The organism is Koromonas soli (assembly GCF_059726265.1).
Map to the genome: position 1 here is coordinate 2,766,845 of NZ_AP040872.1, position 24,348 is coordinate 2,791,192.

Annotated in this window: 21 protein-coding genes; 5 read left to right on the forward strand and 16 right to left on the reverse strand. The window is 58.4% G+C overall.

Features of this window, described 5'->3' with window-relative positions; genetic code table 11:
* Positions 1 to 88: 88 nt before the first annotated feature.
* From AC6IY8_RS12145 to AC6IY8_RS12155, 3 genes are all read right to left on the reverse strand, one after another.
* A complete protein-coding gene (locus AC6IY8_RS12145; RefSeq protein WP_497774751.1) occupies positions 89 to 379 on the reverse strand; it encodes a hypothetical protein in 291 nt (96 codons plus the stop codon).
* A gap of 584 nt (positions 380 to 963) precedes the next feature.
* On the reverse strand, positions 964 to 1,755 hold the full coding sequence (locus tag AC6IY8_RS12150) for a dolichyl-phosphate beta-glucosyltransferase (RefSeq protein ID WP_497774752.1): 792 nt from the start codon (positions 1,753 to 1,755) through the stop codon (positions 964 to 966).
* 65 nt (positions 1,756 to 1,820) lie between these two features.
* Positions 1,821 to 2,801 (reverse strand): HD domain-containing phosphohydrolase, encoded by a 981-nt coding sequence (locus AC6IY8_RS12155; protein WP_497774753.1) that lies wholly within the window; start codon positions 2,799 to 2,801, stop codon positions 1,821 to 1,823.
* A gap of 94 nt (positions 2,802 to 2,895) precedes the next feature.
* Between AC6IY8_RS12155 and AC6IY8_RS12160 the strand changes: the two genes are divergently transcribed.
* A complete protein-coding gene (locus tag AC6IY8_RS12160) occupies positions 2,896 to 3,573 on the forward strand; it encodes a hypothetical protein (RefSeq protein ID WP_497774754.1) in 678 nt (225 codons plus the stop codon).
* 278 nt (positions 3,574 to 3,851) lie between these two features.
* Here the strand turns inward: AC6IY8_RS12160 and AC6IY8_RS12165 are convergent, their stop codons facing one another.
* The 3 genes from AC6IY8_RS12165 to AC6IY8_RS12175 all read right to left on the reverse strand — a co-directional run bounded on the left by AC6IY8_RS12165 (position 3,852) and on the right by AC6IY8_RS12175 (position 8,193).
* Positions 3,852 to 5,096, reverse strand: a complete 1,245-nt coding sequence (locus AC6IY8_RS12165) for a hypothetical protein (RefSeq protein WP_497774756.1) — start codon at positions 5,094 to 5,096, stop codon at positions 3,852 to 3,854.
* A gap of 23 nt (positions 5,097 to 5,119) precedes the next feature.
* The gene (locus AC6IY8_RS12170) at positions 5,120 to 5,677 is read right to left on the reverse strand and encodes a hypothetical protein (protein WP_497774758.1); all 558 of its coding nucleotides are present in this window, start codon (positions 5,675 to 5,677) and stop codon (positions 5,120 to 5,122) included.
* Between the two features lie 485 nt (positions 5,678 to 6,162).
* Positions 6,163 to 8,193 (reverse strand): alkaline phosphatase family protein, encoded by a 2,031-nt coding sequence (locus AC6IY8_RS12175; RefSeq protein WP_497774759.1) that lies wholly within the window; start codon positions 8,191 to 8,193, stop codon positions 6,163 to 6,165.
* 254 nt (positions 8,194 to 8,447) lie between these two features.
* Between AC6IY8_RS12175 and AC6IY8_RS12180 the strand changes: the two genes are divergently transcribed.
* A complete protein-coding gene (locus tag AC6IY8_RS12180; RefSeq protein WP_497774760.1) occupies positions 8,448 to 9,407 on the forward strand; it encodes an aldo/keto reductase in 960 nt (319 codons plus the stop codon).
* Between the two features lie 328 nt (positions 9,408 to 9,735).
* Here AC6IY8_RS12180 and AC6IY8_RS12185 read toward each other — a convergent pair whose 3' ends face one another.
* Positions 9,736 to 10,053 (reverse strand): cell division protein ZapA, encoded by a 318-nt coding sequence (locus tag AC6IY8_RS12185; RefSeq protein WP_497774761.1) that lies wholly within the window; start codon positions 10,051 to 10,053, stop codon positions 9,736 to 9,738.
* A 154-nt stretch (positions 10,054 to 10,207) separates the two neighbouring features.
* Complete coding sequence (locus AC6IY8_RS12190) at positions 10,208 to 10,492, reverse strand: hypothetical protein (RefSeq protein WP_497774762.1); 285 nt, start codon at positions 10,490 to 10,492, stop codon at positions 10,208 to 10,210.
* Positions 10,493 to 10,975: 483 nt separating this feature from the next.
* On the opposite strand from AC6IY8_RS12190, the gene AC6IY8_RS12195 reads away from it, so the two are divergent.
* A complete protein-coding gene (locus AC6IY8_RS12195) occupies positions 10,976 to 12,031 on the forward strand; it encodes a M48 family metallopeptidase (RefSeq protein ID WP_497774763.1) in 1,056 nt (351 codons plus the stop codon).
* Positions 12,032 to 12,418: 387 nt separating this feature from the next.
* Here AC6IY8_RS12195 and AC6IY8_RS12200 read toward each other — a convergent pair whose 3' ends face one another.
* From AC6IY8_RS12200 to AC6IY8_RS12210, 3 genes are all read right to left on the reverse strand, one after another.
* Positions 12,419 to 13,276 (reverse strand): ABC transporter permease, encoded by an 858-nt coding sequence (locus tag AC6IY8_RS12200; RefSeq protein ID WP_497774764.1) that lies wholly within the window; start codon positions 13,274 to 13,276, stop codon positions 12,419 to 12,421.
* Positions 13,277 to 13,703: 427 nt separating this feature from the next.
* The gene (gene nikB / locus AC6IY8_RS12205; protein WP_497774765.1) at positions 13,704 to 14,621 is read right to left on the reverse strand and encodes a nickel ABC transporter permease; all 918 of its coding nucleotides are present in this window, start codon (positions 14,619 to 14,621) and stop codon (positions 13,704 to 13,706) included.
* Complete coding sequence (locus AC6IY8_RS12210; protein ID WP_497774766.1) at positions 14,621 to 16,012, reverse strand: hemolysin family protein; 1,392 nt, start codon at positions 16,010 to 16,012, stop codon at positions 14,621 to 14,623. The genes nikB and AC6IY8_RS12210 overlap by 1 nt, the downstream gene beginning before the upstream one ends.
* Before the next feature lie 710 nt (positions 16,013 to 16,722).
* Between AC6IY8_RS12210 and AC6IY8_RS12215 the strand changes: the two genes are divergently transcribed.
* Together AC6IY8_RS12215 and AC6IY8_RS12220 are read left to right on the forward strand one after the other, a co-directional pair.
* On the forward strand, positions 16,723 to 17,931 hold the full coding sequence (locus AC6IY8_RS12215; protein WP_497774767.1) for an efflux RND transporter periplasmic adaptor subunit: 1,209 nt from the start codon (positions 16,723 to 16,725) through the stop codon (positions 17,929 to 17,931).
* A 272-nt stretch (positions 17,932 to 18,203) separates the two neighbouring features.
* Positions 18,204 to 19,001, forward strand: a complete 798-nt coding sequence (locus AC6IY8_RS12220; protein ID WP_497774768.1) for an SAM hydrolase/SAM-dependent halogenase family protein — start codon at positions 18,204 to 18,206, stop codon at positions 18,999 to 19,001.
* 113 nt (positions 19,002 to 19,114) lie between these two features.
* Here AC6IY8_RS12220 and AC6IY8_RS12225 read toward each other — a convergent pair whose 3' ends face one another.
* From AC6IY8_RS12225 to AC6IY8_RS12245, 5 genes are all read right to left on the reverse strand, one after another.
* Positions 19,115 to 19,471, reverse strand: a complete 357-nt coding sequence (locus AC6IY8_RS12225) for a DUF488 domain-containing protein (RefSeq protein WP_497774769.1) — start codon at positions 19,469 to 19,471, stop codon at positions 19,115 to 19,117.
* 27 nt (positions 19,472 to 19,498) lie between these two features.
* Positions 19,499 to 19,750: a hypothetical protein gene (locus AC6IY8_RS12230; protein ID WP_497774770.1), complete on the reverse strand. Its 252-nt coding sequence runs from the start codon at positions 19,748 to 19,750 to the stop codon at positions 19,499 to 19,501.
* A gap of 311 nt (positions 19,751 to 20,061) precedes the next feature.
* On the reverse strand, positions 20,062 to 21,441 hold the full coding sequence (locus tag AC6IY8_RS12235) for a sigma-54-dependent transcriptional regulator (protein ID WP_497774771.1): 1,380 nt from the start codon (positions 21,439 to 21,441) through the stop codon (positions 20,062 to 20,064).
* 2 nt (positions 21,442 to 21,443) lie between these two features.
* On the reverse strand, positions 21,444 to 23,099 hold the full coding sequence (locus tag AC6IY8_RS12240) for a two-component system sensor histidine kinase NtrB (protein ID WP_497774772.1): 1,656 nt from the start codon (positions 23,097 to 23,099) through the stop codon (positions 21,444 to 21,446).
* 15 nt (positions 23,100 to 23,114) lie between these two features.
* Complete coding sequence (locus tag AC6IY8_RS12245; protein WP_497774773.1) at positions 23,115 to 24,323, reverse strand: type II secretion system F family protein; 1,209 nt, start codon at positions 24,321 to 24,323, stop codon at positions 23,115 to 23,117.
* Positions 24,324 to 24,348 lie beyond the last annotated feature (25 nt).

Sequence of the window (24,348 nt, forward strand, 5' to 3'; positions counted from 1 at the left end):
TCCCTATCCAGCAACCCAGATCAGCCGCGCACGTCGCTCGCTGTTTCAGCTTCCCTCGCTGGCAGTGCTGGTTTTTAACCGCAAAGACTCATCGCAACGCAGCACCGAACTGACGCGTGCTCACCCAGGCGATCCACTTCAGAATCCCGGGATGTTGACGGATCTGTTCAAGGTTGTTGTACTCGCGCTCGAGTTCCTTTTTGGTGAAGAGAGCATGGATCTGGTTATGACAGGGACGGCATAGAGCAACCGTCTGGTTACGCTCTGCGGAACTCGTCTCTCGCTTGACTCGTTTGTTGCTGTGCCGCGTGCGCGGAATCAGGTGATGGCGAGTGAGTCGCATTCCGTCCCGCCCGCAGAGAACGCAGATTCCAGTCATCAACTCATTCGATGAGCAGGAGCAATATTTAGATCTCAACCTGAGTAGAAGCTCTCTCTTCTTCCATCTCTGTTCCAAAGGGAGACTCTGCCCTGCCCTGTCTCTAAACGGTTCGAGCCGCTCAGGGAATCTCGGAACTGACGACTAAATCTCGCAGTTCCTTTGCTACATTACACATCTCGAGCATGTAAGTTCGCATCAAAATAGTTACCGGAGTAGTAGCGATTTTTTCTCTTATTTTTGCCGCGGATTGCGGCTCAGCGAGGGTCTATATATGCTGTCGAAGTGCTTCAACTCAAAGTGTTCAGCTACGTTTCAATACCTTGGACAGGGCCGTCTGTTCAAGATTGACTTCAGTGAAGCAGGCAAGAGGAACTCAGCGCACGGCAATTCAGCTACAAAGTTGAACCCGGCGCGCAGCAAAACGTATCCGATCGAACATTTCTGGCTGTGTGACAAATGCGCGAGCAAGATGGACCTCATCCTGAGCGAGAGCGGAGAGGTTCGCGTGGTTCCACTTCAAAAGCGAGTGGTAGTACCCGTCAAGAGCATTCAGAAGGTTCAGCGCGCAGCAGCCTCCTGATTTATGTCTGCGGCTTGCCCGGCGTGAGCACGGTTTCAGGCGTGGACGACACGACCTGGAACGTGGGCCGAGTATAGTGCCCTGTCAGTGCGTTCAGGCGTATCTTCATCAACTCAAGAAACATCTTTACGCCGTCCACAAGCGGATTGATCTTCGAGCGGTCGTCATTTGCCCATTCGACCGCCACCTCTGTCATCTTGAACCCAAACCTACGCGCGATGAATAGCAGTTCGGGATCGAATCCCCAACGCTCGATCTGCTGGCGGGTGAAGATGACCTCGGCTGCGTTTCGGGTGAAGGCTTTGAATCCGCACTGCGTATCTTTGTAGGGCAGATTCAGCATCAACCGGAGCAGAACGTTGTAGGCGCGTCCCACGAATTGACGCAAGAGGGACTGGCGACGGGTTTGCGTTTCGGCCAATAGCCAGCGCGAGCCGAACGCAACATCGGCACCCTTCTCGATGGCATCGATCAACTTCAGCGATTCTTGAATGGGCGAGGAGAAATCGGCATCACTGAACATCAGGATGTCGCCGTGAGCATTCAGCATGCCGTTGCGCACGCTGTAGCCCTTGCCGCGATTCCCTGGATTTTCGAGAAGACGGAGTTCGGGAGCATCGATCATCAACTGCTTTACGATCTCGGCAGTGTCATCTCTCGATCCATCGTTGACGACAACAATCTCAAAACTCCAATTGTGTGCACGTCCAAACGCGAGCGCCTTCTCGAGTCCCGGGCGAATTCGCGCACTTTCGTTGTAAGCAGGCAGAATGATGGAATATTGCACTGGCATTCACTAGTTGGACGCACTCAGATTGAAAAGCAGTTGTAAGTGCGATTGTAGCAAATAGCCTTAGTTCAAGCTGCGTGTTCGCGTAACGCAAGCATGGAGAAGAACTCGGAGACGATCGATTCGTCCCAAAGTCCCTGCTGTGCCTCGGAATGCATAGTCTCGCGCGCTTCCTCGTGAGTATGCGCAGGCTTGTAGGGACGCTCGGTGCGCAGAGCGTCGTAAACGTCCACAACCTGAAGGATGCGCGCAAGCAATGGGATCGCTTCGCCGGAAAGGTGATCGGGATAACCGCTGCCGTTCCAGTGCTCATGATGATGGCGAATGATGGGAAGCACCATGCGCAGGGATCGTAGCGGCTTGCAGATGTTTTCGCCAATGAGTGGATGCTGGCGCATGATGCGCCACTCCTCCGGCGAGAGCAGGCCGTGCTTTTTGAGAATTTCATCGGAGATGGCGATTTTGCCGAGGTCGTGGAGGAAGCCTCCGCGACGCAAAGCGAGTTGCTCATCCTCACCAAGTCCCATGTGGGCGCCGAGAGCGCTTGCGTACTCGGCGAGTCGTTCGCAATGTCCTTCGGTGTAGGGATCACGTGACTCTACACTGCGGCCAAGAGTGCACAGAACGGTGTCCGCATTTTCGAGCTCGTCGGTGTAGTCCTTGACCCGCAGGAGAGAGGCAACACGCGCGAAAAGCTCGACGGGAAAAATGGGCTTGTTCAGGAAATCATCAGCGCCGGACTCGATACCGCGAATCTTGTCTTCGCGGTCGCTCAGTCCGGTGATCATGACCACGGGAATGAGACGAGTCTCGGGAGAATCCTTCCACTCACGACAGAGCTCGTACCCGCTCTTTCCTGGCATGATGACGTCGAGCAGCACGAGATCGGGCGTGGAATTGCGCATGATCTCTTCGGCCTTCGCAGCGTTGTCCGCGATGGCGACGTCATATCCTTGGCGAGTCAGCAGTTCCTGCATGAGCAGAGTGTTATCGACATGATCGTCCACGACGAGAATCCGCTGGGAACGGTGACGAGTTCTCTCTGCCATTTGTAAGTGTGAGCACTGTCTCAAGGTGATTGGTTGCCAAGGTGACCAAAGAGAATTGCGGAAAACTCGAACCAGAGCTAGCCTCGAAATTGCGATGACCCTACGACAACTACGCTCAACTGTTTTTGCGCTGCTGCTATGCGCGCCGATTGCGGCGATCGGTGCAGGCAAGCCAAAGGTGCATGTAATCAGCTACGGAAAGATCATGACAGTGAAACTGTATCTTGGTCCGGACGAGGATCACACAGCCCCGATGAAGGTGCGCGCGCTTTATGTCGACTCGAAGCTGAAGGAGTTCGTGACCGGAGAGGCGCATGAAGTGACGGACCGTTTGTTCGTCGTACGGCGTGCTTACAGGCTGAATAACAATTTGCCGATTGATGAATCGAAGGCGCCGAACTGGGTATGGCAGCGCGGCGGATGGCTGCTGATCGATCGGCTGACGGCGCATGTGGCGCAGGTGCCGCTGGTGGAGTTCGATCCGTTTTACTCGCAGGCAAGCTGGTTTCGCGACTATGTGGCGTACTGCGGAGTGAGCGACAACGGCGAGAAGCTGAGCGCAGTGGTGATGCAGTTGGGGCGCAGAAAACCTGTGCTGAAAAAGGATTTGGGCGCGGCGAGCCAGGGAGATATGCCGGATTCGGAGTGCGAAGCGCCGACGTGGGAGAAGAAGCCGACGAGGGTGACATTCCTGCCGAAGCGCGGAGAAAAGCAGTCGTTTTCGATTTTCGGCCATGCGTGGGACGCGGCTCCGGGATCGGATGAAGAGTAGGCGCAAGAGTGAACGGAGAATGGGCGGGGAGTTTACGGGTGGTAAATAGGGTTGGCGTATGGTGGCAGGATTGACCATCTGGTTCATGGTTCGGCGTAGAGGGTTATAGATGTGTAGATGACTGGGCGGTTAATAACCGCTTGGGGTGAGAGCGAGCCCACGAATGCGAACCGAACGCAAAAGTGGAGCACCGATTTTTTAGTTCAACGGAGACGACAAAGGCCCCGGCCGGGACTCGAGATTGAGTCTGGTCGGGGCCTTTGTCGCGACGGAGAAATCTAGTCCTTCGGATTGGGAAGAGGAAGCGCGATGGTCTGCCCATCCCGGTGGAGTTCGAGGGTGTACTGCTTGGCTCGCTTCCCGTCGATTGGGAAATAGAGATATCCGGCGACAGGCTGCGTCATGTTTCCCTGCGGCAGGGCTTTGTCGCGGAGCTCCATCAGCATTACCTGGCGATTGATGGGCATGCGGCGCGGATATGGGCCGGCGGGGCCGACGCCTACTCCGACGCCGGTGGCGACACCGCTTCCCCAAGGTCCGTGTTCATAGCCGACGCCTACGCTGGGATAGACGCGCGGGCCGGAATGGTGCCTGATGTCGGTAACGACCTCGTCGGGAGGAGCGGGAAAGAATGCCTGGTCATCGTGGTTGGCGCGAAGAGTGAAGCTCTCGGTGCGCAGGTCCACGGTTTGCGCCTGGGCTGGATAGAAGCCGACCTCGACAACGAGGTAGTGCTTGCCAAGCGGAGTGCTGATGCGGCGCTCCACCTCTTCAGGAGAAAGCAGGCGAGCGCCGACGGCGAACTGCGCCTCTTCACGATAAGCCGGGTAGGCAGAGGGCTCGGGGCGCGGCAAAACGGCTGGCCGAACTGGGCGCTGCGGAGCTACGCGGACATGCGGCTGCGGATAGTACACGGGCGGAGCCTGCGGAGGCTGATCCGGATATTGTCCCTGCGGCGGATAGGGCTGCTGAGGATAAGGAGCCTGGCCGCCACCGTACGTGGGCTGGTCCGGTGCTGGCTGCGGATACTGCGACTGCGGCGCCGGGTATGGCTGCTGCTGCGGGTACTGTTGCTGCTGCGGTGGATAGGACTGAGGTGGATAAGGCTGCTGCTGTCCGGCGTAGGGCGGCTGTGGCTGAGGTTGCGGGTAGGGCGCCTCATCCGGATACGGCTGCTGCGCTGGCGGCGGCGGATACTGCTGAGCCGAGGACTGCGCAGGAGGATAAGCATCGGGCGCGGGCTGCGGCGGGTACTGCTGGTCAGCGTAGTCCTGATCGTCTTCGGCAGCGGCTTGTGCTTGCGCGTCGGCTTGCGACATTCCGGCGGGGGCCGGGGCTTCAGCAGAGGGTTCAGCAGACGAATTGCTTGCAGGCGGCTGGGGCTGAGACACGCCAGCAGTGGTCTGGGACTGAGCAGGTTGCGGGTCCCAGTAATCCGGCGGAACCGATGGCACGCCGGGTGTCTGCGCCGCGGCCGGAGCAAGCAGCGCGAAAAAAGCGAAAGTGCAGACGAGTGACTTCATGATTTTGCCTTTGCTTACGGTCTCTACTGTACCTGTACCTGCGAAGCCGGGACGACCCGAGCCGAGCTGGCCGGCGCCGGAGAGGATGGCACTGGCTGCTGGTTCATCGGCGGAGGCGGAGGAGGCGCTTGGTTAAGGCTCGTGTGCGGGCCGGGCTTCTCGAATTCCAATTTGACGCTGCGATTGGCGAGCACATAAACGCGCTCGTGCTGTGAGTCAGGACCGATGCGCTGCTCGATGTCGTAGGTGCCGGGAGCGAGATAGATGGTCTTCAGGTCGTGAGCGCGTCCGGCATAAGCGCCATTGATGTAAATGGCGGCGTTGGGGTCGGGACTCTTGAGGTGCACCTCTCCCACGGGACGGCCATAGTAGCCGTATCCTGCAGGCGGATAGGCATAGGGACCGTAGAAGCCGTAATAAGGATACGGATAGGCCCAGGGACCATAGTAGGGATAGTAAGGACCGCCGAAAAATCCGACGCCGACACCAACACGCGTGCGCGCGGCAGCCGAGGCGGGCAACATCATCGCCACGGCCAGCGCCGCGAAGACGAATGCTCTTGAAAAACGAATGTGGGACACGGGAAACACTCCTTTCATTCCCCCCTGTACTCCATTGTCTTGAGCAGAGAAGAAGGTTCCAAAACCTATTCGGAACCTGAACAGCTCGGAAGTTCGCTCCGCTCAAGCTTCGCTTGGAATAAACACGTGGACGGAGGTGAAGTTGCGGGAAAATCGCGAGGTGGTCAGGAGGACGACAATTTCGTCGCGGGGGTAGGGGTCCTTCGCTGCGCTCAGGATGACACCAAAGATCGATGGCAAGGACAAAACAAAGGCAAAGGCAAGGACAAAGTCAATAACAAGAACAAGAGAAGAACCAGTGGAGCGCGCTCGCGCGTTCTGTATTAGATCCCAACACACGCTCGCCAAAAGAGGCGAGCGGATGTGGGGCACCCGCGGTGCTTGGGTTCGTGCTGGCATCGAGGTCTTGCTCGCATGCCGCGTAGTTCTGCGCGCAAGAAAAAGCCCACCTCTAACAAGGTGGGCTGATGGTTATCGCCGAAGTGTTATGGCGTGGGGACGGTGGCGCTGGCCTGGGAGGAGTAGGAGCTCTCGCTGCCGCTCGTGTTCACCGTGGTGGCGACGTAATAGTACTTCGTGCCGGCCGCGACGTTGTTGTCAGTGTAGTTGGTTCCTGCAACGGGGCTGCTGGTGAGCTTGGTGTAGGAACCACTGGAGGTCGTCGCACGGTACACGTTGTAGCCCTTGATGCTGGAGGAGGTGCTGGCGGTCCAGTTCAAGGTGACGTAGTGGCTATTGGTCGGGGCGGAGACTCCGGTGCCGTTCATGGAGACGGTGGCTGTGGAGTTGGAGGCGCTGCTGAGCACGGTGAGGCTGCCACCGAGGGTTGCAGCAGTGGTCGGCTTGAAGGTGACGTTGAAGGTTGCGCTCTGTCCGGCGGCGAGTGTGACGGGCAGGGTGATGCCGCTGACGGTGAATCCAGAGGTGGCGCTGATCTGAGACACGCTGACGCTGGAGTTCGAGGCTTTCAAGGTGACGGACTGGGTGGAACTGCTGCCGACGGTCACGTTGCCAAAGCTCAGAGCCGTGGGGCTGACGGTGAGCGTGGGCGCGGTGGTGTTGGAGACGGTGATGTTGCGCGCGGTCTTGTAGATGCCGCCTGCGCTGTCCCAAGCCTGCACGACGATGTAGTGCGAACCGGCGGCCATGGAGAGTGACGTGTTGATGGATGAAGAGCTCGTAACGTAGGCGCTGACGTTGTCGACGTAAACGCGCATGGAGGTGATGGTGCGTCCGGTGGGAGCTTTGGCAGTGGCCACCACGGAGACGGGTGAGGTGACGGTGGCTCCGTTGGCAGGCGAGGTGACGGTGACGCCCGCAGTGGTGCTGGTGCTGCTGCCGACGGTGATGCTGATGCTCTTGGAGTAAGCCTTGCCGGATCGATCCCAGGCAACGATGGTGACGTTGTGCGCTCCGGTCGAGAGTGCGACGGAGGTGTTGAGGCTGGCGGCACCGACCGTGTACTTGCTGACGCTGTCAACGTAGAGACGCATGGAGCTGATGGGATAGGTGGTGCTTCCGCTGTAGGCGGACGCGATGAAGGTGACAGGCGATGAAACGGTGGCACCAGCAGTGGGAGAAGTGATGGTGACTCCGACGGTGGCGGCAGCAGTGGTGGAGTTGGGAGTGGCAGACTTCGAGAGAGATGACGTCGAGCTGGTGGTGAAGAACTCGCTCATCAGGGGAGCGGTGGCTGAGGCTGCAGGAGCGGTGGTGACGCCGAGGGCGGAGAGAACGGTGCGAAGCAGGCTCTGGTGCTGGTAAACGGTGGTGGACTTGTGCGAGAGCACGGCCTGCGGTCCGATGACGAGCGTGGCAACGTGTCCGCCGCCGTGGGCGGTGTCAGCGGAGGTGGACTCCTCAAAGGTAATGATGAGGATGCCGTCCTTCTGGAACGAAGGGTCGGCGAGAAGAGGTGCGATGTTGGTCTTGAGCCAGTTATCAGCCTGCGTGAGCGTGCCGCTTTGTCCGTTGTTGACGACGTTAGGGACGATGTAGCTGAAGTCGGGCAACTGGTTGCTGGCGAGATCAGCGGAGAACTGCGAGAACGGCACGAGGTTCATTTTTTGCGTGCTGCTGTTCTGAACGGTGGTGAAGTAAGCGAACGGATTGTTGCGAACGACGTAGTTGCCGCTGTTGCCTCCGGTGTAGCCGACCGAGGGGAGATCTTCGGCGTAGGACTTCCAGGTTTTACCGGCGAGCAATAAGGAATCAACGATGTTGTCGGCCTTGACCGGAAAACTGGCTGGCGTGACGGTGTTGTCGCTGGTCAGCGTGGCCCCGGTTGTCATCTCGAAGTAGTTGCCGATGGCTGGATGGGTATTCGCATAGTACTGGGTCGCAAGTCCGTACTTGGACGCCAGCGAATTGAGGTAAGGCATGGCGCTGCTTCCAATCACGCTGGAGTAGCTGCGATTCCCTTCTACAACCATGACGACATGGTTGCTGGTGGGAACTTGAGCGAAAGAGATCGCAGTTATTAGCAATAAGAATGAAACGGTAAGCCAGGTCCTCATCAAATCCTCGCATTCGGAATATCAACTGCGAGGAGCTTAGGGGACCATCAATTCTGCTTATATGCAGCGTCCGCACTAGTGGGTCTGCGTATTGACGCTAAGAGCGGACACGAATCGAACACTTAATGTTGCGCAGATTCTTGCGTAAGGTTTCGTCAGATGCTGAGCTCAGTTTTCATCAGTGAGTTATCCAGTACCGCTCGGTGGTTCGCATTATCATCTGAAGATATAGGCCGGAAGGAGGGCCCGCATTCATGGCACACAATGCAGAGATTCCGCGTCGCGAGCTTGGCTCGACGGGAGAAACAGTTTCGGCAATCGGCATGGGAGGCTGGCATCTGGGGCTGCCCAAAGTGGATGAGAAGCTTGCGATTCGCTTGATTCATGAGGCAATCGATCGCGGCATCACGTTCATGGATAACTGCTGGGACTACAACGAAGGAACAAGCGAGATGCGCATGGGACGCGCACTGAAAGAAAATAACTCGCGCGAAAAAGTCTTCCTGATGACGAAGATCGATGGGCGCTCAAAAAAGGAAGCACGGCGGCAGCTGGAGCAATCGCTGGAGAGGCTGCAAACAGATTGCATCGATCTGGTGCAGCATCATGAGATTTTGCGATATGAAGATCCGAACAGGATCTTTGCCAAAGACGGCGCGCAGGAAGCGTTGCTCGAAGCAAAGCAGGAAGGCAAACTGCGACATATCGGATTCACCGGGCACAAGGACCCGAGGATACACTTGTACATGCTCGAGGTGGCGAAGGAGAACGGATACAAGTTCGACACGGCGCAGATGCCGATCAATGTGATGGACGCGCATTTTCGGAGCTTCTCGAAGATGGTGGTGCCGGAGATGGTGAACCAAGGAATCGGCGTGCTGGCGATGAAGACGCTGGCAAATGGATCGATTGTGAAGTCGAAGACCGTTACACCGATTGAGGCAATTCAATATGCGCTGAATTTGCCGACATCGACCGTGATCTGCGGAATCGATAGTGAGGAGATTCTGGAGCAGGCAGTGAAGGCGGTGACGACGTTCAAGCCGTTTACGGAAGATCAACTGCATGCACTGCTGACGAAGACGGAAAAGGCGGCGGCGAAGGGAGAGTTTGAGCCGTTTAAGACTTCGTCGATTTATGACGGAACGGCGCAGAATCAGGACTGGTTGGGAGAGGAGCCGGAGTATTTGAAGGCTCTGATGTTGCAGGAATAGGGGAAGAGCAAAGGCAAGAGCAAGAGCAAAGGTAAAGGCAAGAGCAAGAGCAAAGGCAAAGGCAAGAACAAGAGCAAAGGCAAAGGCAAGAACAAGAGCAACCCCGAGGTCCTTCGCTGCGCTCAGGATGAAACCTCAAAAACCAAACCAAAGCAAAGGCAAAGGAAAAGCAAGGGCAAGAGCAAATGCAACTACCCACCCGGTAACACCATGCATGTTGCTATCCCACATTCGCCAAAAGAGGGCGGATGTGGGCCACCTTAAATTGGGAGAAATGAGAAAGCCGCATCGTGGGATGCGGCCTTTTCTATTGAAGATGGGAAGCAGGTTAGCCGGCGCGGCGCTCTTCGGCGAGTACTTCGTCGAGAGCGGAGTCAAGAGCGCGGCCGAGGTATCCGGCGCGGCTGGTGAGTTCGCTTTCGATTCCTTCGTACTTGCGCTTGAGCTGGTAGTAGTCGTCGGCAATGTTGAGCGCGGCGAGCACGGCGACGCGCAAAGAGTCAACGGTGCTGGCGTGCTGGGCGATGGCGCGCATCTTGGAATCGACAACGTCGGCCAGGCGCTGAATGTAAGCTGGATCAGAACCGCGCAGATGATAGCTCTCGTCGTAAATTTCAACGCGAATGCTTTTTTCGTTTTCTGCCACTTGGTTCCCTCGCTTTCTCCGGGTGATCGAGGTCACGCAGAAAGTTCAACATCAAAGCGCCAGAAGCGCAATGTAAAAACAACGTCAGAGCCCGTAGGGGCTGAAAATGCGATGACAACGCGAGGATTGCTCCTCCCGCGAAACGCGCGTGGAGCTACTGCTCGAGAATTGCGTCCACGTCGCCGAGAAGCTTCTCGACACGGCTGCGGACTTCGGTGCGCTCGCGATGCAGAGCGTCGAGCTCTTTGCGGGTGGCCTCGGCCTCGGCGGTTTTGGCGCTGAGCTGTTCACGGGTGGCCGCGAGTTCCTGCTCGGCCGCGGCTTTTTGGGCGCGTGCGGTCTTGAGCAGTTCGATGGTGCGATAGATCTTTTCCTCCAGCAGATGGAAATCGCTGTTGGAGCCTTCAAATGCGAACTGGCCTTCAGCCAAAGAAGCCATGAGTACCCTCGTTCGGAACTGGTAACTTTGGGCAGTATAACGCAGAAAGACACACCGAAAGCCGCTCAGGATGTGGAGAAGTCGGATTCCAGAACGAGATGTGCGGGATTTAGCACATCGAGAGCTGGGGGAGGGAGGTTGGTGACCTGGGGTGCGGGGTGAAGATGCCAGCGGCGGCTGGGATCCTTCGCTGCGCTCAGGATGACACCTAAATACACAAGCAAAGGCAAAGGCAAGAGCAAGAGCAACGGCAACGGCAAAGGCAAGAACGACCATTTACTACGACGACAAGAGCAAAACACCCACCTCTGCCAGAGGCGGGCAGAGGTGGGGCACCAGCCAGTGGGGCAAGGGCGGATAAGGAGTTGTTATGCAGCTGTAAAATTAGCAATTGCGGAAGTTTAGAGTAGGAGTTTTGTGCAACCCCTGCTGTAACGGAAGTTCTAATATGGATAGGGTTGTCTCAGCCCTGAAGGCAAAACGATGAAATCGAAATTTGCGCTGTTGCTCACGTTGGTTCTTTCGCTGGCCTGCTACGGAGTGGCCGAGAGCAAAACGGACAAGCCAGACAAGACGGACAAGCAGGAAAAAAGCGAGTTGGACTTTCCGCACGACGGTAAGACCGACGACGTAAGCGCAATTGGCAATCGCAATGTGGGATGCAGCAAGGGCCTGGGAAACTGGTATTCGCTGGAAAGCCAGGTGTCGATGGGCAAGAGTTTTGCCGTGCAGGTGGAGCAAAGCGCCAAGCTCATCAACGATCCGGTGATCAACGAGTACATCAACCGTATGGCCCAGAACATTGTGCGTAACTCGGACGCGAAGGTTCCGTTTACGGTCAAGGTGCTGGATGATGATTCGGTGAATGCCTTTGCCCTGCCGGGCGGCTACTTCTATGTACAGAGCGGGCTGATTCTGGCGGCGGACAACGAAGCAGAACTGGCGGGCGTGATGGCTCACGAGATCGCACACGTGGCGGCTTGCCATGCAGCGCGTCAGCAGACGCGAGGGAACCTGGCGAACCTAGCTTCGATTCCGCTGATTTTTATGGGCGGCGGGTTGGGATACGGATTGTATGAGGCGGCGGGAATTGGCGTGCCGCTGACGTTTATGAAGTTCCAGCGCAACTTTGAGGCTCAGGCGGATTACCTGGGTGTGCAGTATCTGTATGCCAGCGGCTATGATCCGCAGGCATTCCCGCAGTTCTTCGAAAAGATTCAGGCGCTGGAGAAGAAGAAGCCGGGAGCGATCGCGAAAGCTTTTGAGACGCATCCGCCGACGCCGGCCCGCATGGAGCACACGCAGCAGGAGATTGAGAAGATTCTGCCTCCGAAGCAGCAGTATGTGGAAGACACGTCGGAGTTTCAGGAAGTGAAAGCACGGCTGGCGGCGCTGGAAAATCGCAGGAAGATCGATCAGGGGAAGGACAAGGGTCCGAGCCTGAGGAGAGCGTCTTCCACGCAGAACGATCCGAACAGCAAGACGGATGACCAGACGAAGAGTGGAGATGATCGTCCGACGCTGAAGAGAAGAGATTAGGAAAATTTGGTGTGGTGAGGCCCTCCCGGTGGGAGGGCCTTTTTGTTTGGTGTGACCCGCGCCGGTGGGGGAGGGTAGGGGTCCTTCGCTGCGCTCAGGATGACACTTCTAAAAGCAACAGCAAGGGCAGGAACAACAGCAAGACACCCACCTCTGCCAACGACGGGCAGAGGCGGGGCACCACATCGGAGCTGGCGCAGGATGGCAGAGGTGGGGCACCACATCGGAGCTGGCGCAGGATGGCTGAGGTGGGGCACCACATCGGAGCTGGCGCAGGATGGCTGAGGTGGGGCACCACATCGGAGCTGGCGCAGGACGGCGGAGGTGGGACACCACGGGGCAGCCGCAGTTGTTCGCTCGCGGGCGCTCATGCGACTACGTTGGTGCTTAGAGGCCGGCTTCGATGCGGGAGCGGGGGTCGAGGTAGTCGCGCATGGCGTCGCCGACGAAGTTGAAAGCCAGGACGGCAAGCATGACGGCTGCGGCAGGAAAGAGGATGACGTGCGGTGAGTCGAATAGGTGCGAGCGTCCGTCGTTGAGCATGGCTCCCCAACTTGGGACCGGAGGAGGGACGCCGAGTCCGAGGAAGCTCATGGTGCCTTCGGCAAGGATCGCTCCGGCCATGCCGATGGCGGCCTGCACGATGACGGGCTGCATGATGTTGGGCAGGATGTGGCGGGCAAGGATGCGGAGGTCGGTCGCTCCGAGTGCGCGGGCAGCCTCGACATATTCACGCTCACGGGCGGCGAGGACCTGGGCGCGGACGAGGCGAGCGTAGCCGACCCATCCGCCGATGACGAGGGCGAGAATAAGGTTCCAGAGGCCGGGTCCTAGAAAGGCGACAAAGGCGATGGCCAAGAGGATTCCGGGGAACGATAAGAACGCGTTCATCACGATGACGTTGACGAAGCGGTCGAGACGGCCTCCGTAGTATCCGGCGAGCGACCCGACGATGGTGCCGAGGAGAAGCGATCCGGCGACGACGGAGGTGCCGACGAGCATGGAGATGCGCGCTCCGTAGAGGATGCGCGAGAGGATGTCGCGGCCGAGTTCGTCGGTTCCGAAGAGATGATGCAGGGACGGGCCCTGCAGGCGCGAAGGGAGATCGATGGACGCAGGATCGCGCGGGGCGATGGTGGGTCCGAAGACGGCGGCGATGAGGAAGAGCGCGATGATGAGGGCTCCGAAGGTCGCAAGGGGGTTGCGGGAGAGGATGCGCGCGAAGTTGGAGCCGGTGGGGTGCAAGGTTTCATGATAAAGCAGGGGAGGAGCTTTGCGCTGATAGGCAAGAGCGAAGGTAGGTGACCTGGGTCGGAGGTGGAGATCGGAGTGGGGGCAGGGGTCCTTCGCTTCGCGAAGGATGACCGGGAAAGCAAAGGCAAAAGCAACAAGCAACAAGCAGGAGCAAAAGCAAGAGCAAAAGCTAACCCCGAGGTCCTTCGCTTCGCTCAGGATGACACAACAATCGAAAACAAGAGCAAGAGCAAGGACAACAGCTAGAGCAAGGGCAAAAGCAAGAGCAAGAGCAAAAGCAAGAGCAAGAGCAAGAGCAAGAGCAAGAGCAAGAGCAAGAGCAAGAGCAACTACCCCACTCAAGCCAAAAGAAGGCTTGAATGGGGCACCGGCAAAAATGGGGCACCCGGAGGTAGCGGTAGCGTGACGGCGGGTAGGGTTACTGGCGGATGCGGGGGTTGAGAGCGGAGTAGAGGAGGTCGGTGAGGAAGTTGACGGCTACGTAGGTGAGGCCGATGCAGAGAAGGCATCCCTGGACGAGAGTGTAGTCGCGGTTGCTGATGGCGGAGATGGTGAGGCGTCCGATGCCGGGCCAGGAAAAGATGGTTTCGGTGACGATGGCTCCGGCGAGAAGGGCTCCGAACTGGAGTCCGATGACGGTGACTACGGGGATCATGGCGTTGCGCAGGGCATGTCGATAGACGACGGCTCGCTCGGTGAGTCCCTTGGCGCGGGCGGTGCGGATGTAGTCCTGTCCGAGTTCTTCGAGCATGGAGGTGCGGACCATGCGCGTGAGAATGGCGGCGAGCGACGCACCCATGGTGATGGCCGGGAGGATGAGGCTGCGCCAGCTTCCCGTGCCGGAAACGGGGAGCAGGTTGAGCTTGATGGCAAAGATGAGGATGAGGATGGGTCCGAGAGCGAAATTAGGAAACGAAAGGCCGAGAAGGCTGACGAAGCTGAGCGAACGATCGTCCCAACGATTGCGGCGGGTGGCGGAACGGACTCCGGCGGGAATGGATAGCAGGATCGCCACGGCGAGCGCCGCGAGGGTGAGCGAGAGCGTCGCGGGATAGGCCTGGGCGACGAGGTCCTTCACGGGTTTGTTGAGGCGCAGGGAACGTCCGAGATCGCCGTGGAGGACGCCGCGCCAGTAGCGGACGTATTGCGTGGGTAGAGGCACGTCGAGGCCGTAGGCATGGCGGGCGGCCTGGATGTCGGTTCCGGCAGCGCCTTCGCCGAGCATGGCTTGGATGGGGTCTCCGGGGACGAGGTGGATGAGAAGGAACACCACGGAGACGACAAGCCAGACGACAGGCAGCATGTAGGAGAGGCGAACGAAAAGATAGCGGATCATCAGGCGGGGCGCCTCCCGCCGGGAGTGTCGGCATCGAGGGCTTCGGTGCCGGCAGGAGAGTCGGGAACGAGATCGATCTTGACGACACCGACTCGGCGGTCCTCCATCTCGACTACGGTGTAACGGCGCTGCTGGTAGAGGAACGAGTCGCCGGGCTTGGGAATGCGCTGAAGCTGGGTAAGGACGAATCCGGCGAGCGTCTCGAAACCCTCTTCGCGAGGAAGGTGGAGGTTGTACTGCGTCTCGAGATCGCGGATGTTGAGCGCGGCGTCGAGCACGAGCGAAGAGGCGTTGCCGTGATTTGCGCGAGGAACGACATCGAATTCGTCTTCAATTTCACCGACAAGTTGCTCGAGAACGTCTTCGACGGTGACGACGCCGACGGTGGAGCCGTATTCATCGACAACGACGGCGAGATGGCGACGACGGTACTTGAATTCGTCGAGCAGGTCGGGGAGCGGTTTGGTTTCGGGAACCACGAGCACGTCGCGCATGATGTGTCGGACGGCGAGCGAAGGCAAGGTGGGCGGCGTGGACGAGGCGCGACGCATGCGGAACTGCATCCAGCGCATGAGGTCCTTGGAGTAAAGCACGCCGATGATGGCTTCGGGGCCGCGGGTGGCGTCGTAAACGGGAACGCGGGAGTGCTGCTCTTCGACGACCTTGACGATCGCTTCCTCTAAAGGCATGTCGCCGGGAATGGAAAAGATATCAGGGCGCGGGACCATGATTTCGCGGACGGTGATGTTTTCGAGGTCGAGCGCGCGGTGGAGAAGCTCCTGCTGCAAGGTCGAGATGAGGCCGTAGCGATGAGATGCCGTAACACTGAGCTTGAGCTCTTCGGGAGTGTGCACGCCGCCTTCGCGAATCTGATTCCATCCAAAAAAGCGCAGGACGAAGCGCGAGGACGCGGCCATGGTGCGCGTGACGGGGCTGAAGATGGTGATAAACACGTCGAGCGGAGCGGCGACGGCGAGCGCAACTTGTTCCGCTTTCTGAAGCGCGATGGACTTGGGAACGACTTCGCCGAGGATGACGTGCATGTAAGTAATCGTCGTAAAGGCGAGCACGGCAGAGAGCGCGTGTGCGTAGATGTGAGCGTGAGGAAGGCGCGCAAAGGGGACTTCGAGGACGCGCGCCATGGACTCTTCACCGATCCAGCCGAGGGCGAGGCTGGCCATGGTGACGCCGATCTGGATGCCGTTGAGGACCTGGTCGAGTTTCTGGTGGAGCTTGCGGATGGTGCGCGCGCCGATGCGTCCCTGCTCGATTAATTGCTGCACGCGGGTGTCGCGGATGGAAACCAATGCGTATTCGCCCGCGGCAAAGAAGGCGTTGGCCGCAACGAGCAGGATCACAGCAATGACCCGCATCAGAACGAACGTGAACAAGAGCGCTCCTCGAAAGCACGATTTTAGCAAGGTTTGGGGAGGGAGAGGGGAAGCGAGGTTTCGCGAGGTGGGCGAGGTTTCGCGAGGTTGAGAGTCAAAAGCAACAGCAAAGGCGAGGTCAACTGCCCCACCCTAAACTCGCAAAAGGGGCGAGTTTACAGGGTGGGCACCCGGCGATGATCAGCGCAGGCTTCGTCTCAGGAATAGGAAAAAGATGCCCAGGATGATGGCGACTATAGCAGCCAGCGAAAGGAAGCCTGTTCCGCTTCCGTCAACGAAAGCTCTGTAAATATGGGACACGGCAAAAACGATATAAAAAACTGCGACAATGCCGAAGCCGACTAGTGCCGGAGTCGAAAGCTGGGGAAAGCGCCGGTTCCGCATCGCTTGATAGAACTGTTTCTCAGGAGTGTCCGCAGGCAGCTCACGCCCGCTTACAGGCAGCGGGAGGATTTGTTTCCGCAGTTTGTAGCGCCTGCGGACAGATTGTTCATCAGGAGGGGGCGTATTCTGCGGCATTCTCGCTGCCTCTCAAAAGACCGGTGACATTGGATTCTAGCATCGGGCGGAGGGGATGCTCGTTATGGGTCACCGGGGGAAATCTCGAATTCCCGAAAAGTTCATGTGATTGCGGAACCAGATCACATCTGCGTGCGTACATGGGGATGTAAGCAGTAGAGTTTCGCGTGGAAGAGTGCGTGGAGGCAATCATGGCAAACGGCAATGGAAAGCGCCGTCGCAAGACGATTTGGATTGTGGCAATCATCGCTGTGGTGTGTCTGGTGGCGGTCGCGGGATTGATGGCGGCGCGAGGCTCGGGTGCGAAGATCGATCCGACGAAGCTGGCGAAGGTAGAGCGCGGCGACCTAGTGAAGAGTGTCGTAGCCACCGGAAAAGTTGAGCCGATCACGAAGGTCGAGATCAAGAGCAAGGCCAGCGGCATTGTGAAGAAGCTCTACATCGAAGCGGGCGATCATGTGAAGGCCGGGCAGGTGTTGGCGGAACTCGATCGCGTGGAGATGGAAGCGCAGGTACGTCAGTCGGAAGCGCAGTTGCAATCGGCCGAGGCAACGCAACGCTCGGCGGAGGCAGACCTGTCGCGCTCCAAGGTGGATGCTGAGGGCGTGGACGTTCCGATGCTGAAGCGGACGTATGAGCGCGCGCTGTCGATGGCGAAGGATGGAGTGGTGTCGCATCAGGCGCTGGATGATGCGGAGAAGAATTACCAACTGGCAGTGAACAAGCAGCATGTGGCGCAGGCGCAGGTGCAGGTGAATACCGCGAAGGTTATGCAATCGCGGGCAGATGTGAAGCGAGCGCAGGCTACGCTGTCTCAGTTGCGCGAGCAGTTGAGCTACACGACGATTGTGGCTCCTATTGACGGAATCGTGCTGTCGCGCGATGTGGAAGTGGGAGACGCGGTGAGCTCGATCCTGGTGATGGGCTCTTCGGCGACGCTGGTGATGACGATTGGCGATACGCGCGAGGTGTACGTCAAAGGCAAGGTGGACGAGAGCGACATTGGCAAAGTCTATCTGGGACAGCCGGCGAGGATTCGCGTGGAGTCGTTTAAGGACAAGACGTTCGAGGGCAAGGTGACGAAGATTTCTCCGATGGGCGTGGAGAAGGAAAATGTGACCACCTTTGAAGTGAGAGTGTCGATCAATAATCCGGGCGGCGAGTTGAAGGCAATGATGACGGCGAATGCGGAGATGATTCTGGAAGAGCACAAGAACGTGTTGAGCGTGCCGGAAAGCTCGCTGATCTATGACCAGAACAAGTCGGCTTCGGTGGAGATTCCTGATGCGAAGGCAAAGGATGGAAAAGCGAAGATCGCGGTAAAGGCAGGGATTTCGAATGGAGCGAAGACGGAGATTCTGAGCGGGTTGAAAGAGGGACAGCAGGTGGTGTTGCAATAGGGCGAGGTTTCAAGGTTTCGCGAGGTTGGTGGTGGGGCGAATGTCGTGCTCACCTGAGGTTTGGAGGTGGAAGTAGGGGTCCTTCGCTTCGCTCAGGATGATACTGAAGAGCAAAAGCAAGAGCAAAGGCAAGAGCACGAATAGGAGCAACCCCGAGGTCCTTCGCTGCGCTCAGGATGACACTGAAATTTAGAATGATAGTTGCGCCTGCTGCGGTTCGTGGCAGGCGTTTTTATTTGTGAAACAATTGTGAGGCAATTGTGGAGGAAGATTTGGCGGCTGGACGATTGATTACGCTTACGACGGATTTTGGGGCTTCGGATCACTTTGTGGGGACCATGCGCGGCGTGATTCTGGGAGTGAATCCTGCGGCGGAGATTGTGGACATCTGCAATGCAGTGAGTTCGTTTGACGTGCTGGATGGGGCGCTGACGATTGCGCAGGCGTACAAGTATTTTCCGGCAGACACGATTCATGTGGTGGTGGTCGATCCGGGCGTGGGGTCGGCGCGGAGGCCGCTGCTGGTAACGACTTCGAAGCACTATTTCGTTGCTCCGGATAATGGCGTGCTGTCGCTGGTGATGGAGCAGGAAGAGCGCGTGTCGGTGAGGCATATTACGGCGGATCACTATTTCTTGCAGCCGGTGAGCAATACGTTTCATGGTCGCGATGTGTTCGCTCCGTGTGCGGGATGGCTGAGCAAGGGAGTGGAGGCGGCGAAGTTCGGCGAGGAGATTATGGATTATGTCCGGTTTACGCTGCCGAAGCCGAAGCGGGTGGCAGAGCGAGCGATCAAGGGCGCGGTGCTGAAGGTGGACAAGTTCGGAAACCTGATCACGAATCTGACGCCAGAAAATGCGGAAGAGGTGTTCGCGGCAGGGACGCAGGTGAGGATCTCGGTGGGTCAGGGGAAGGCGACGGGGATTGGCAATAACTATGCGCAGGGGAAGCCGGGAGAGCTGTTTGGTGTGCTGAATAGCATGGGCTTTCTGGAGATTGCGGCGAACCGCGGAGCGGCAGCACATGCGGCGAAGGCGGGGAGAGGAAGCGAAGTGCTAGTGGAGTGGTGAGCCTAAGAGCTACTGCAACGGCAAGAGCAAGAGCAACTGCAACGGCAACCCCGAGGTCCTTCGCTGCGCTCAGGATGACACCTTTTTTAAGAACAACAGCAAAACGACAGCGCTCAGGATTGGGATTTCTTGGCTTCGAGATATTGCTTGAGGAGTAGGGCGCTGTTGTGTTCGGGGTCGCGCGCGGCGTAGATGAGAGTGACGCGGCCGTGGCGCGAGGCGTCGAGAATTGGCTTCCATGCGGCGGGGTTGGCGTCGAGTTCGGCGCGGTAGCGTTGCTGGAATTCGGGCCACTTGGCGGGGTCGTGAGCGAACCACTTGCGCAGAGCGGGGCTCGGTGAGACGTCCTTGAGCCAGTCGTCGAGAGGCAGGTCGGTTTTCTTGATGCCACGAGGCCAGAGGCGTTCGACGAGGTAGCGGATACCATCGGTTTTGGTTGCGGGGTCGTAGGCGCGCTTGATCTGGATCATCGTGCGGTATTCACCAATTCAATTTGATCAGCCCCAGTCCTGCGTGGATGGGTTGCGTGGCTTGACGCGGGCGTAGTTGTCCATCTTCGCGGTCCACAGCAGGAAACGCCACATCTGGCGGTAGTCGCGGGCCATCAGGCCGGCAATTTCGAGCAGGCCGATCTTCTCCATCTTGAGCCCAGTGTAGGTTTCGAGGCGCCACTTGAGGTATGGGCTGCGCCAGGGAGCAAGGCGGTGTCCGCGAGTCGCGTTCCAGAGGAAGCGGAGGATGTACCACATAAGGCAAGGGTAGCAAGGTTGGGGGAGATTGGCGAGGGAGAGGCGGAGGTTGGTGACCTGGATCGGTGTTTGAGATTGAGGTGAAAGTAGGGGTCCTTCGCTGCGCTCAGGATGACACCTAAATACAACAGCAAAGGCAAGAGCAAACCCTTAACTTCAACGACAAGAGCAAGAGCAAAACACCCACCTCTGCCAAAAACGGGCAGAGGTGGGGCACCGGGCACCGGGGGCACCGGAGGCTACCGGACTATGCCAAGTGAGGCATAGCGGCCAGACGGAGGATCAGAGGATCGAGAGCGTCGAATACTCGATCAGGAGAGGTCGTATTTTTTCATCATGTGGCGGAAGCTGCGGTAGCTGAGCTTGAGGAGTTCGGCGGCGCGGGTTTGGACTCCGTTGGAGCGGCGCAGGGCGGACTGGAGAAGACTCTTTTCGAGGTCGGCGATGTAGCGCTCGAGGTCGAGGCCTTCGGGAGGAAGGGCGACGCCGAGGGCTCCGGCGCTGCCGACGGCAGTGGGGATGGAGCTGGCGGTGGAATTGGGAAGTTCGACGCGGAGCTCTTCTTCGTTGGAGAGGGCGACGGCACGCTCGATGGTGTTTTCGAGGACACGGACGTTGCCGGGCCAATCGTAGCCCTTCATGAGTTGCAGGCTTTCACGTGAGAGACGCAGGACCTGTTTGCCCATCTGCACGGCGAACTTCTTGAGGAAGTGATTGGCGAGAAGGACGACATCGTCTCCGCGGTCGCGCAGGGGCGGGACCTCGACGGGGATGACGCTGAGGCGGTAATAGAGGTCTTCGCGGAAGGTGCCTTCCTGCACTTGCTTGAGCAGGTTCTTGTTGGTGGCGGCGATGACGCGAACATCGATGGGCGTTTCCTGGCCGCCGCCGACGGGACGGATACAGCGCTCCTGAAGGACACGCAGGAGCTTGACCTGCATGCCGAGAGTGGTTTCGCTGATTTCGTCGAGGAAGATGGTGCCGGCAGAAGCGAGTTCGAAGAGGCCGCGCTTGTTGGACGTGGCTCCGGTGAAGGCTCCCTTAACGTAGCCGAAGAGTTCGCTTTCGAGCAGGGTTTCGGGAAAAGCTCCGCAGTTGACGCTGACGAAGGGGTTACCTGAGCGCGGCGAGCAGGTGTGGATGGCGCGCGCGACGAGTTCCTTGCCGGTGCCGCTCTCGCCGCTGACGATGACGGTGCTGTTGGTGGTGGCGATGGTGCGGATAGTTTCCTTGAGTTTGCGCATGGGCTCGCTCTCGCCAATGATGTTGTCGAGCGAGTTGTGCTGGGCGGCATCGCGCAGAAGAGCGGCGTTCTGCTGACGAAGCTGCGAGCGGTCCATGGCAAGGGCGGCGGCGCTGAGGACGTCTTCGAGGAGCTTGGGGCCTTTGCGGATGTAGTAGAAGGCTCCGGCGTTGAGGGCCTCGATGGGGACTTCGCTGTCATCGACGGCGGTGATGACGATGACGAGGGTGTCGGGAGAGACGCGACGCGAGTGCTGAAGGACTTCCATGCCGGTGACGTTGGGCATGCGAACGTCGGTGACGACGATGTCGTAGAGGTTGGAATCGATTTTGCGGCAGGCCTGCTCGCCGGAGGTCACGGTTTCAACGCGGTGGCCCTGGTTTTGAAACGCGATCTGCAACATCTGGCAGATGGAGCGCTCGTCATCACAGACAAGAATGTATCCCATGATTACCTGCTTTCGTGGCTGTGACCAAGGCCGTGAGTGTTGGATAGGTCTTCAAGTGGAACAGCAGTCGCGGTTTCCGGAGGCGCAGGCCGGAACAGCAAAGTGAACTCGGTCTGGCCGGGCTCGGAGCGCACGCTGATGGCGGCATCGTGAGCCTGCATGATGCGATAGACAATCGCAAGGCCAAGGCCGGTGCCGCCTTCAAAGCCGGACTGAAAGGGTTCGAAAATCTTTTCCAAGATGTGAGGAGCGATGCCGGCGCCGCTGTCGCGGAAACGCACGCGGAACTGCTGCTCGTGCTCGTCGAGCAGAACGGTGAGGGTGCCACCGTTGGGCATGGCACGCATGGCATTGCTGGCAAGATTCCAGAAGACTTGCTTGAGTTTGTCGCCGTCACCCTGAATGAATGCCCGCGGCCGCGAGAAGCGGTGCTCGATCTGAATGCTGGAGTCGCGATTGCCGAGAAGGGTGAGAGTGTCGGCGAGAAGCTGGCAGAGATCGATGCGCGAGCTCTGAAAATTGCGATCGCGCGAGTAGGTGAGGAAGTCGGTGATGATGGCGTTAAGGCGTTCAGATTCGCGGGTGACGATGTCGAGCAGGGCACGCTGATCGTCATTTAGGGCGGGAACGCGCGTGAGCATCTTTACCGAACCGGCGATGGAGGAAAGCGGATTGCGAATCTCGTGGGCGATGCCGGAGGCGAGGCGTCCGACGGCGGCGAGACGGTCGCGAAGGCGAAGCTCGCGCTCGAGACGGCGGATCTCGGTGAGATCGGTGAAGGTATAGATGTAGCCGATGGTGGCGCCCTTGGTGTTCTTGAGAGCGCTGCAGCCAATGCCAAACATTTTGTCGGCTCCGCCAGGGGTGCGGGTACGCACCTCGATGCGCGGAGAGCCGGGCGTGGGGAGCGGTTCGAAAAACAGCTTGTTGGCGTTGATGCGGACGAGTTCCCACTCGTTGCGGCCTAACAGAAGCTGCGCGGCAGGATTGACGAGCTTGATGTTGCCTTCGAGATCGGTGGTGATGAGGCCACTGGAGATGGAATGAACGATGTTCTCCTGCAGGGCCTGGAGGTTTTCGAGTTCGGAGCTTTTGTCCGCAAGTTCGAGACCGGCCTGCCGCATGCGGTTCGCCAGTTTGTTGGCGAGGTAGGCGATAGAGAAGTAGGCGAAAAGATTGATGAAGATGACGGCCTGAAGCGATTTGAGATCGGGCCGCGTGTAGGAATAAGAGTGAATGAGGTCGAAGTAGGAGAGCTCAAGAATGCTGCCCATCATGACGAACGACAGGCCGGCGGTGATGTAGGCCCAGCTCTCCGACAGGAGCGTGCTGGCAACAATGATGATGAGCGGGTAGAGGAAGTTGAACGATGTATCGATGCCACCGGTGATGTAGATGATGATGGTGGCAAAGATCAGGTCGGTGACGACCTGCAACTTCGATTGCAGTCGCCAGTCCCGCTGGCGGATGAACAGAAAAATGTGTACGGCGGCGACCACGTACCAGGCAACGATAACCAGCACGAAAAGGTGCCGGTTAACGTTGCTCGTGGTGAGAGTGGTGATCGCAAGCTCGATGGCGAGCAGGACGGTGATGATGATAACGCGGACCTTAACCAGCCACTCCAGCCAGATCCGCTCATTGATGCCTGATGCCATGCACCCTTCTCCCGATTAGCCTGCGAGCTTGGCAATCATGGAGAATAACGGCAAGTACAGGGAGATAACAATACCGCCGACGGCGACGCCCAGGAAACTGATGAGCATGGGTTCCATGAGGGCCAGCATGTCACGTGTAGCAGCATCGACTTCGTCTTCATAGAAGTCGGCAATCTTCTGAAGCATGCTGTCCATGGCACCGGTGGCTTCGCCGACACCGATCATCTGCGTCACCATGTTGGGGAAGACGCCACTCTCGCGAAGCGGATCGACGATGGTGCGGCCCTCTTCGATGGAGCTGCGAACCTTCATGAGCGCGCGTTCGAGAACAGCATTGCCCGAGGTACGGGCGGTGATGGCAAGGCCATCGAGAATGGGAACGCCCGAGGAAATGAGGGTTCCGAGGGTACGGGTGAAGCGGGCAACGGCGATCTTGCGGAGTACCTGTCCGAAGACGGGGAGACCTAGAAGGACCTTATCGGTATGAAATAAGCCCTGCGGCGTTTTGCGAATGTACTTGAGGGCAACGACGAGCAAACCGACGCCGAGGAAAATGAGCCACCAGAATTCCTGAACAAACTTAGAAAGATTCATGACGAACTGAGTAGGAGCGGGAAGCGGTACTCCGAGTCCGACAAAGAGGTTGGCGAAGATAGGCACGACGAACTTGAGCAGCGCTCCGACGACGAGAATGGCGATGACGATGACCGAGACAGGGTAAACAAGCGCAGACTTGATGGCCGCCTTCATCTTGACAGACTTCTCAACGTACGACGAGATGCGCTGGAGAATCGTGTCGAGAATACCGCCGGATTCACCAGCCTCGATCATGTTGGTGGTGAGTTCGTCGAAGATCTTGGGATAGGCGCGCAGAGCGTTGGCAAGAGTGGAACCACCCTCGACCGAGGTGCGGACGCCGAGCAGGGCACTCTTGAAGGTCGGGTTCTCCTGGTTGTTGCCGAGGATCTCGAGACACTGCACGAGAGGCAATCCGGCGTCGATCATGACGGAGAACTGCTTGAAGAAGACAGCAAGTTCCTTGGCTTTGACACTGCCGCCGCCAAGCTTGATGTTGAAGCCCTTGCCGCCCTTTTCCTTGATGACCTTGGCCTGAATGCGCTCGCGAGCGAGCGCGGCGCGTAACACCTGCTTGTTTTCAGCAGCGCGTTCGCCCTGCACTTTCTCGCCTGTTGCACTGGTTCCCTGCCATGTATAAACCGGCATTTTGCCCTCTCTACTCGATCGAACT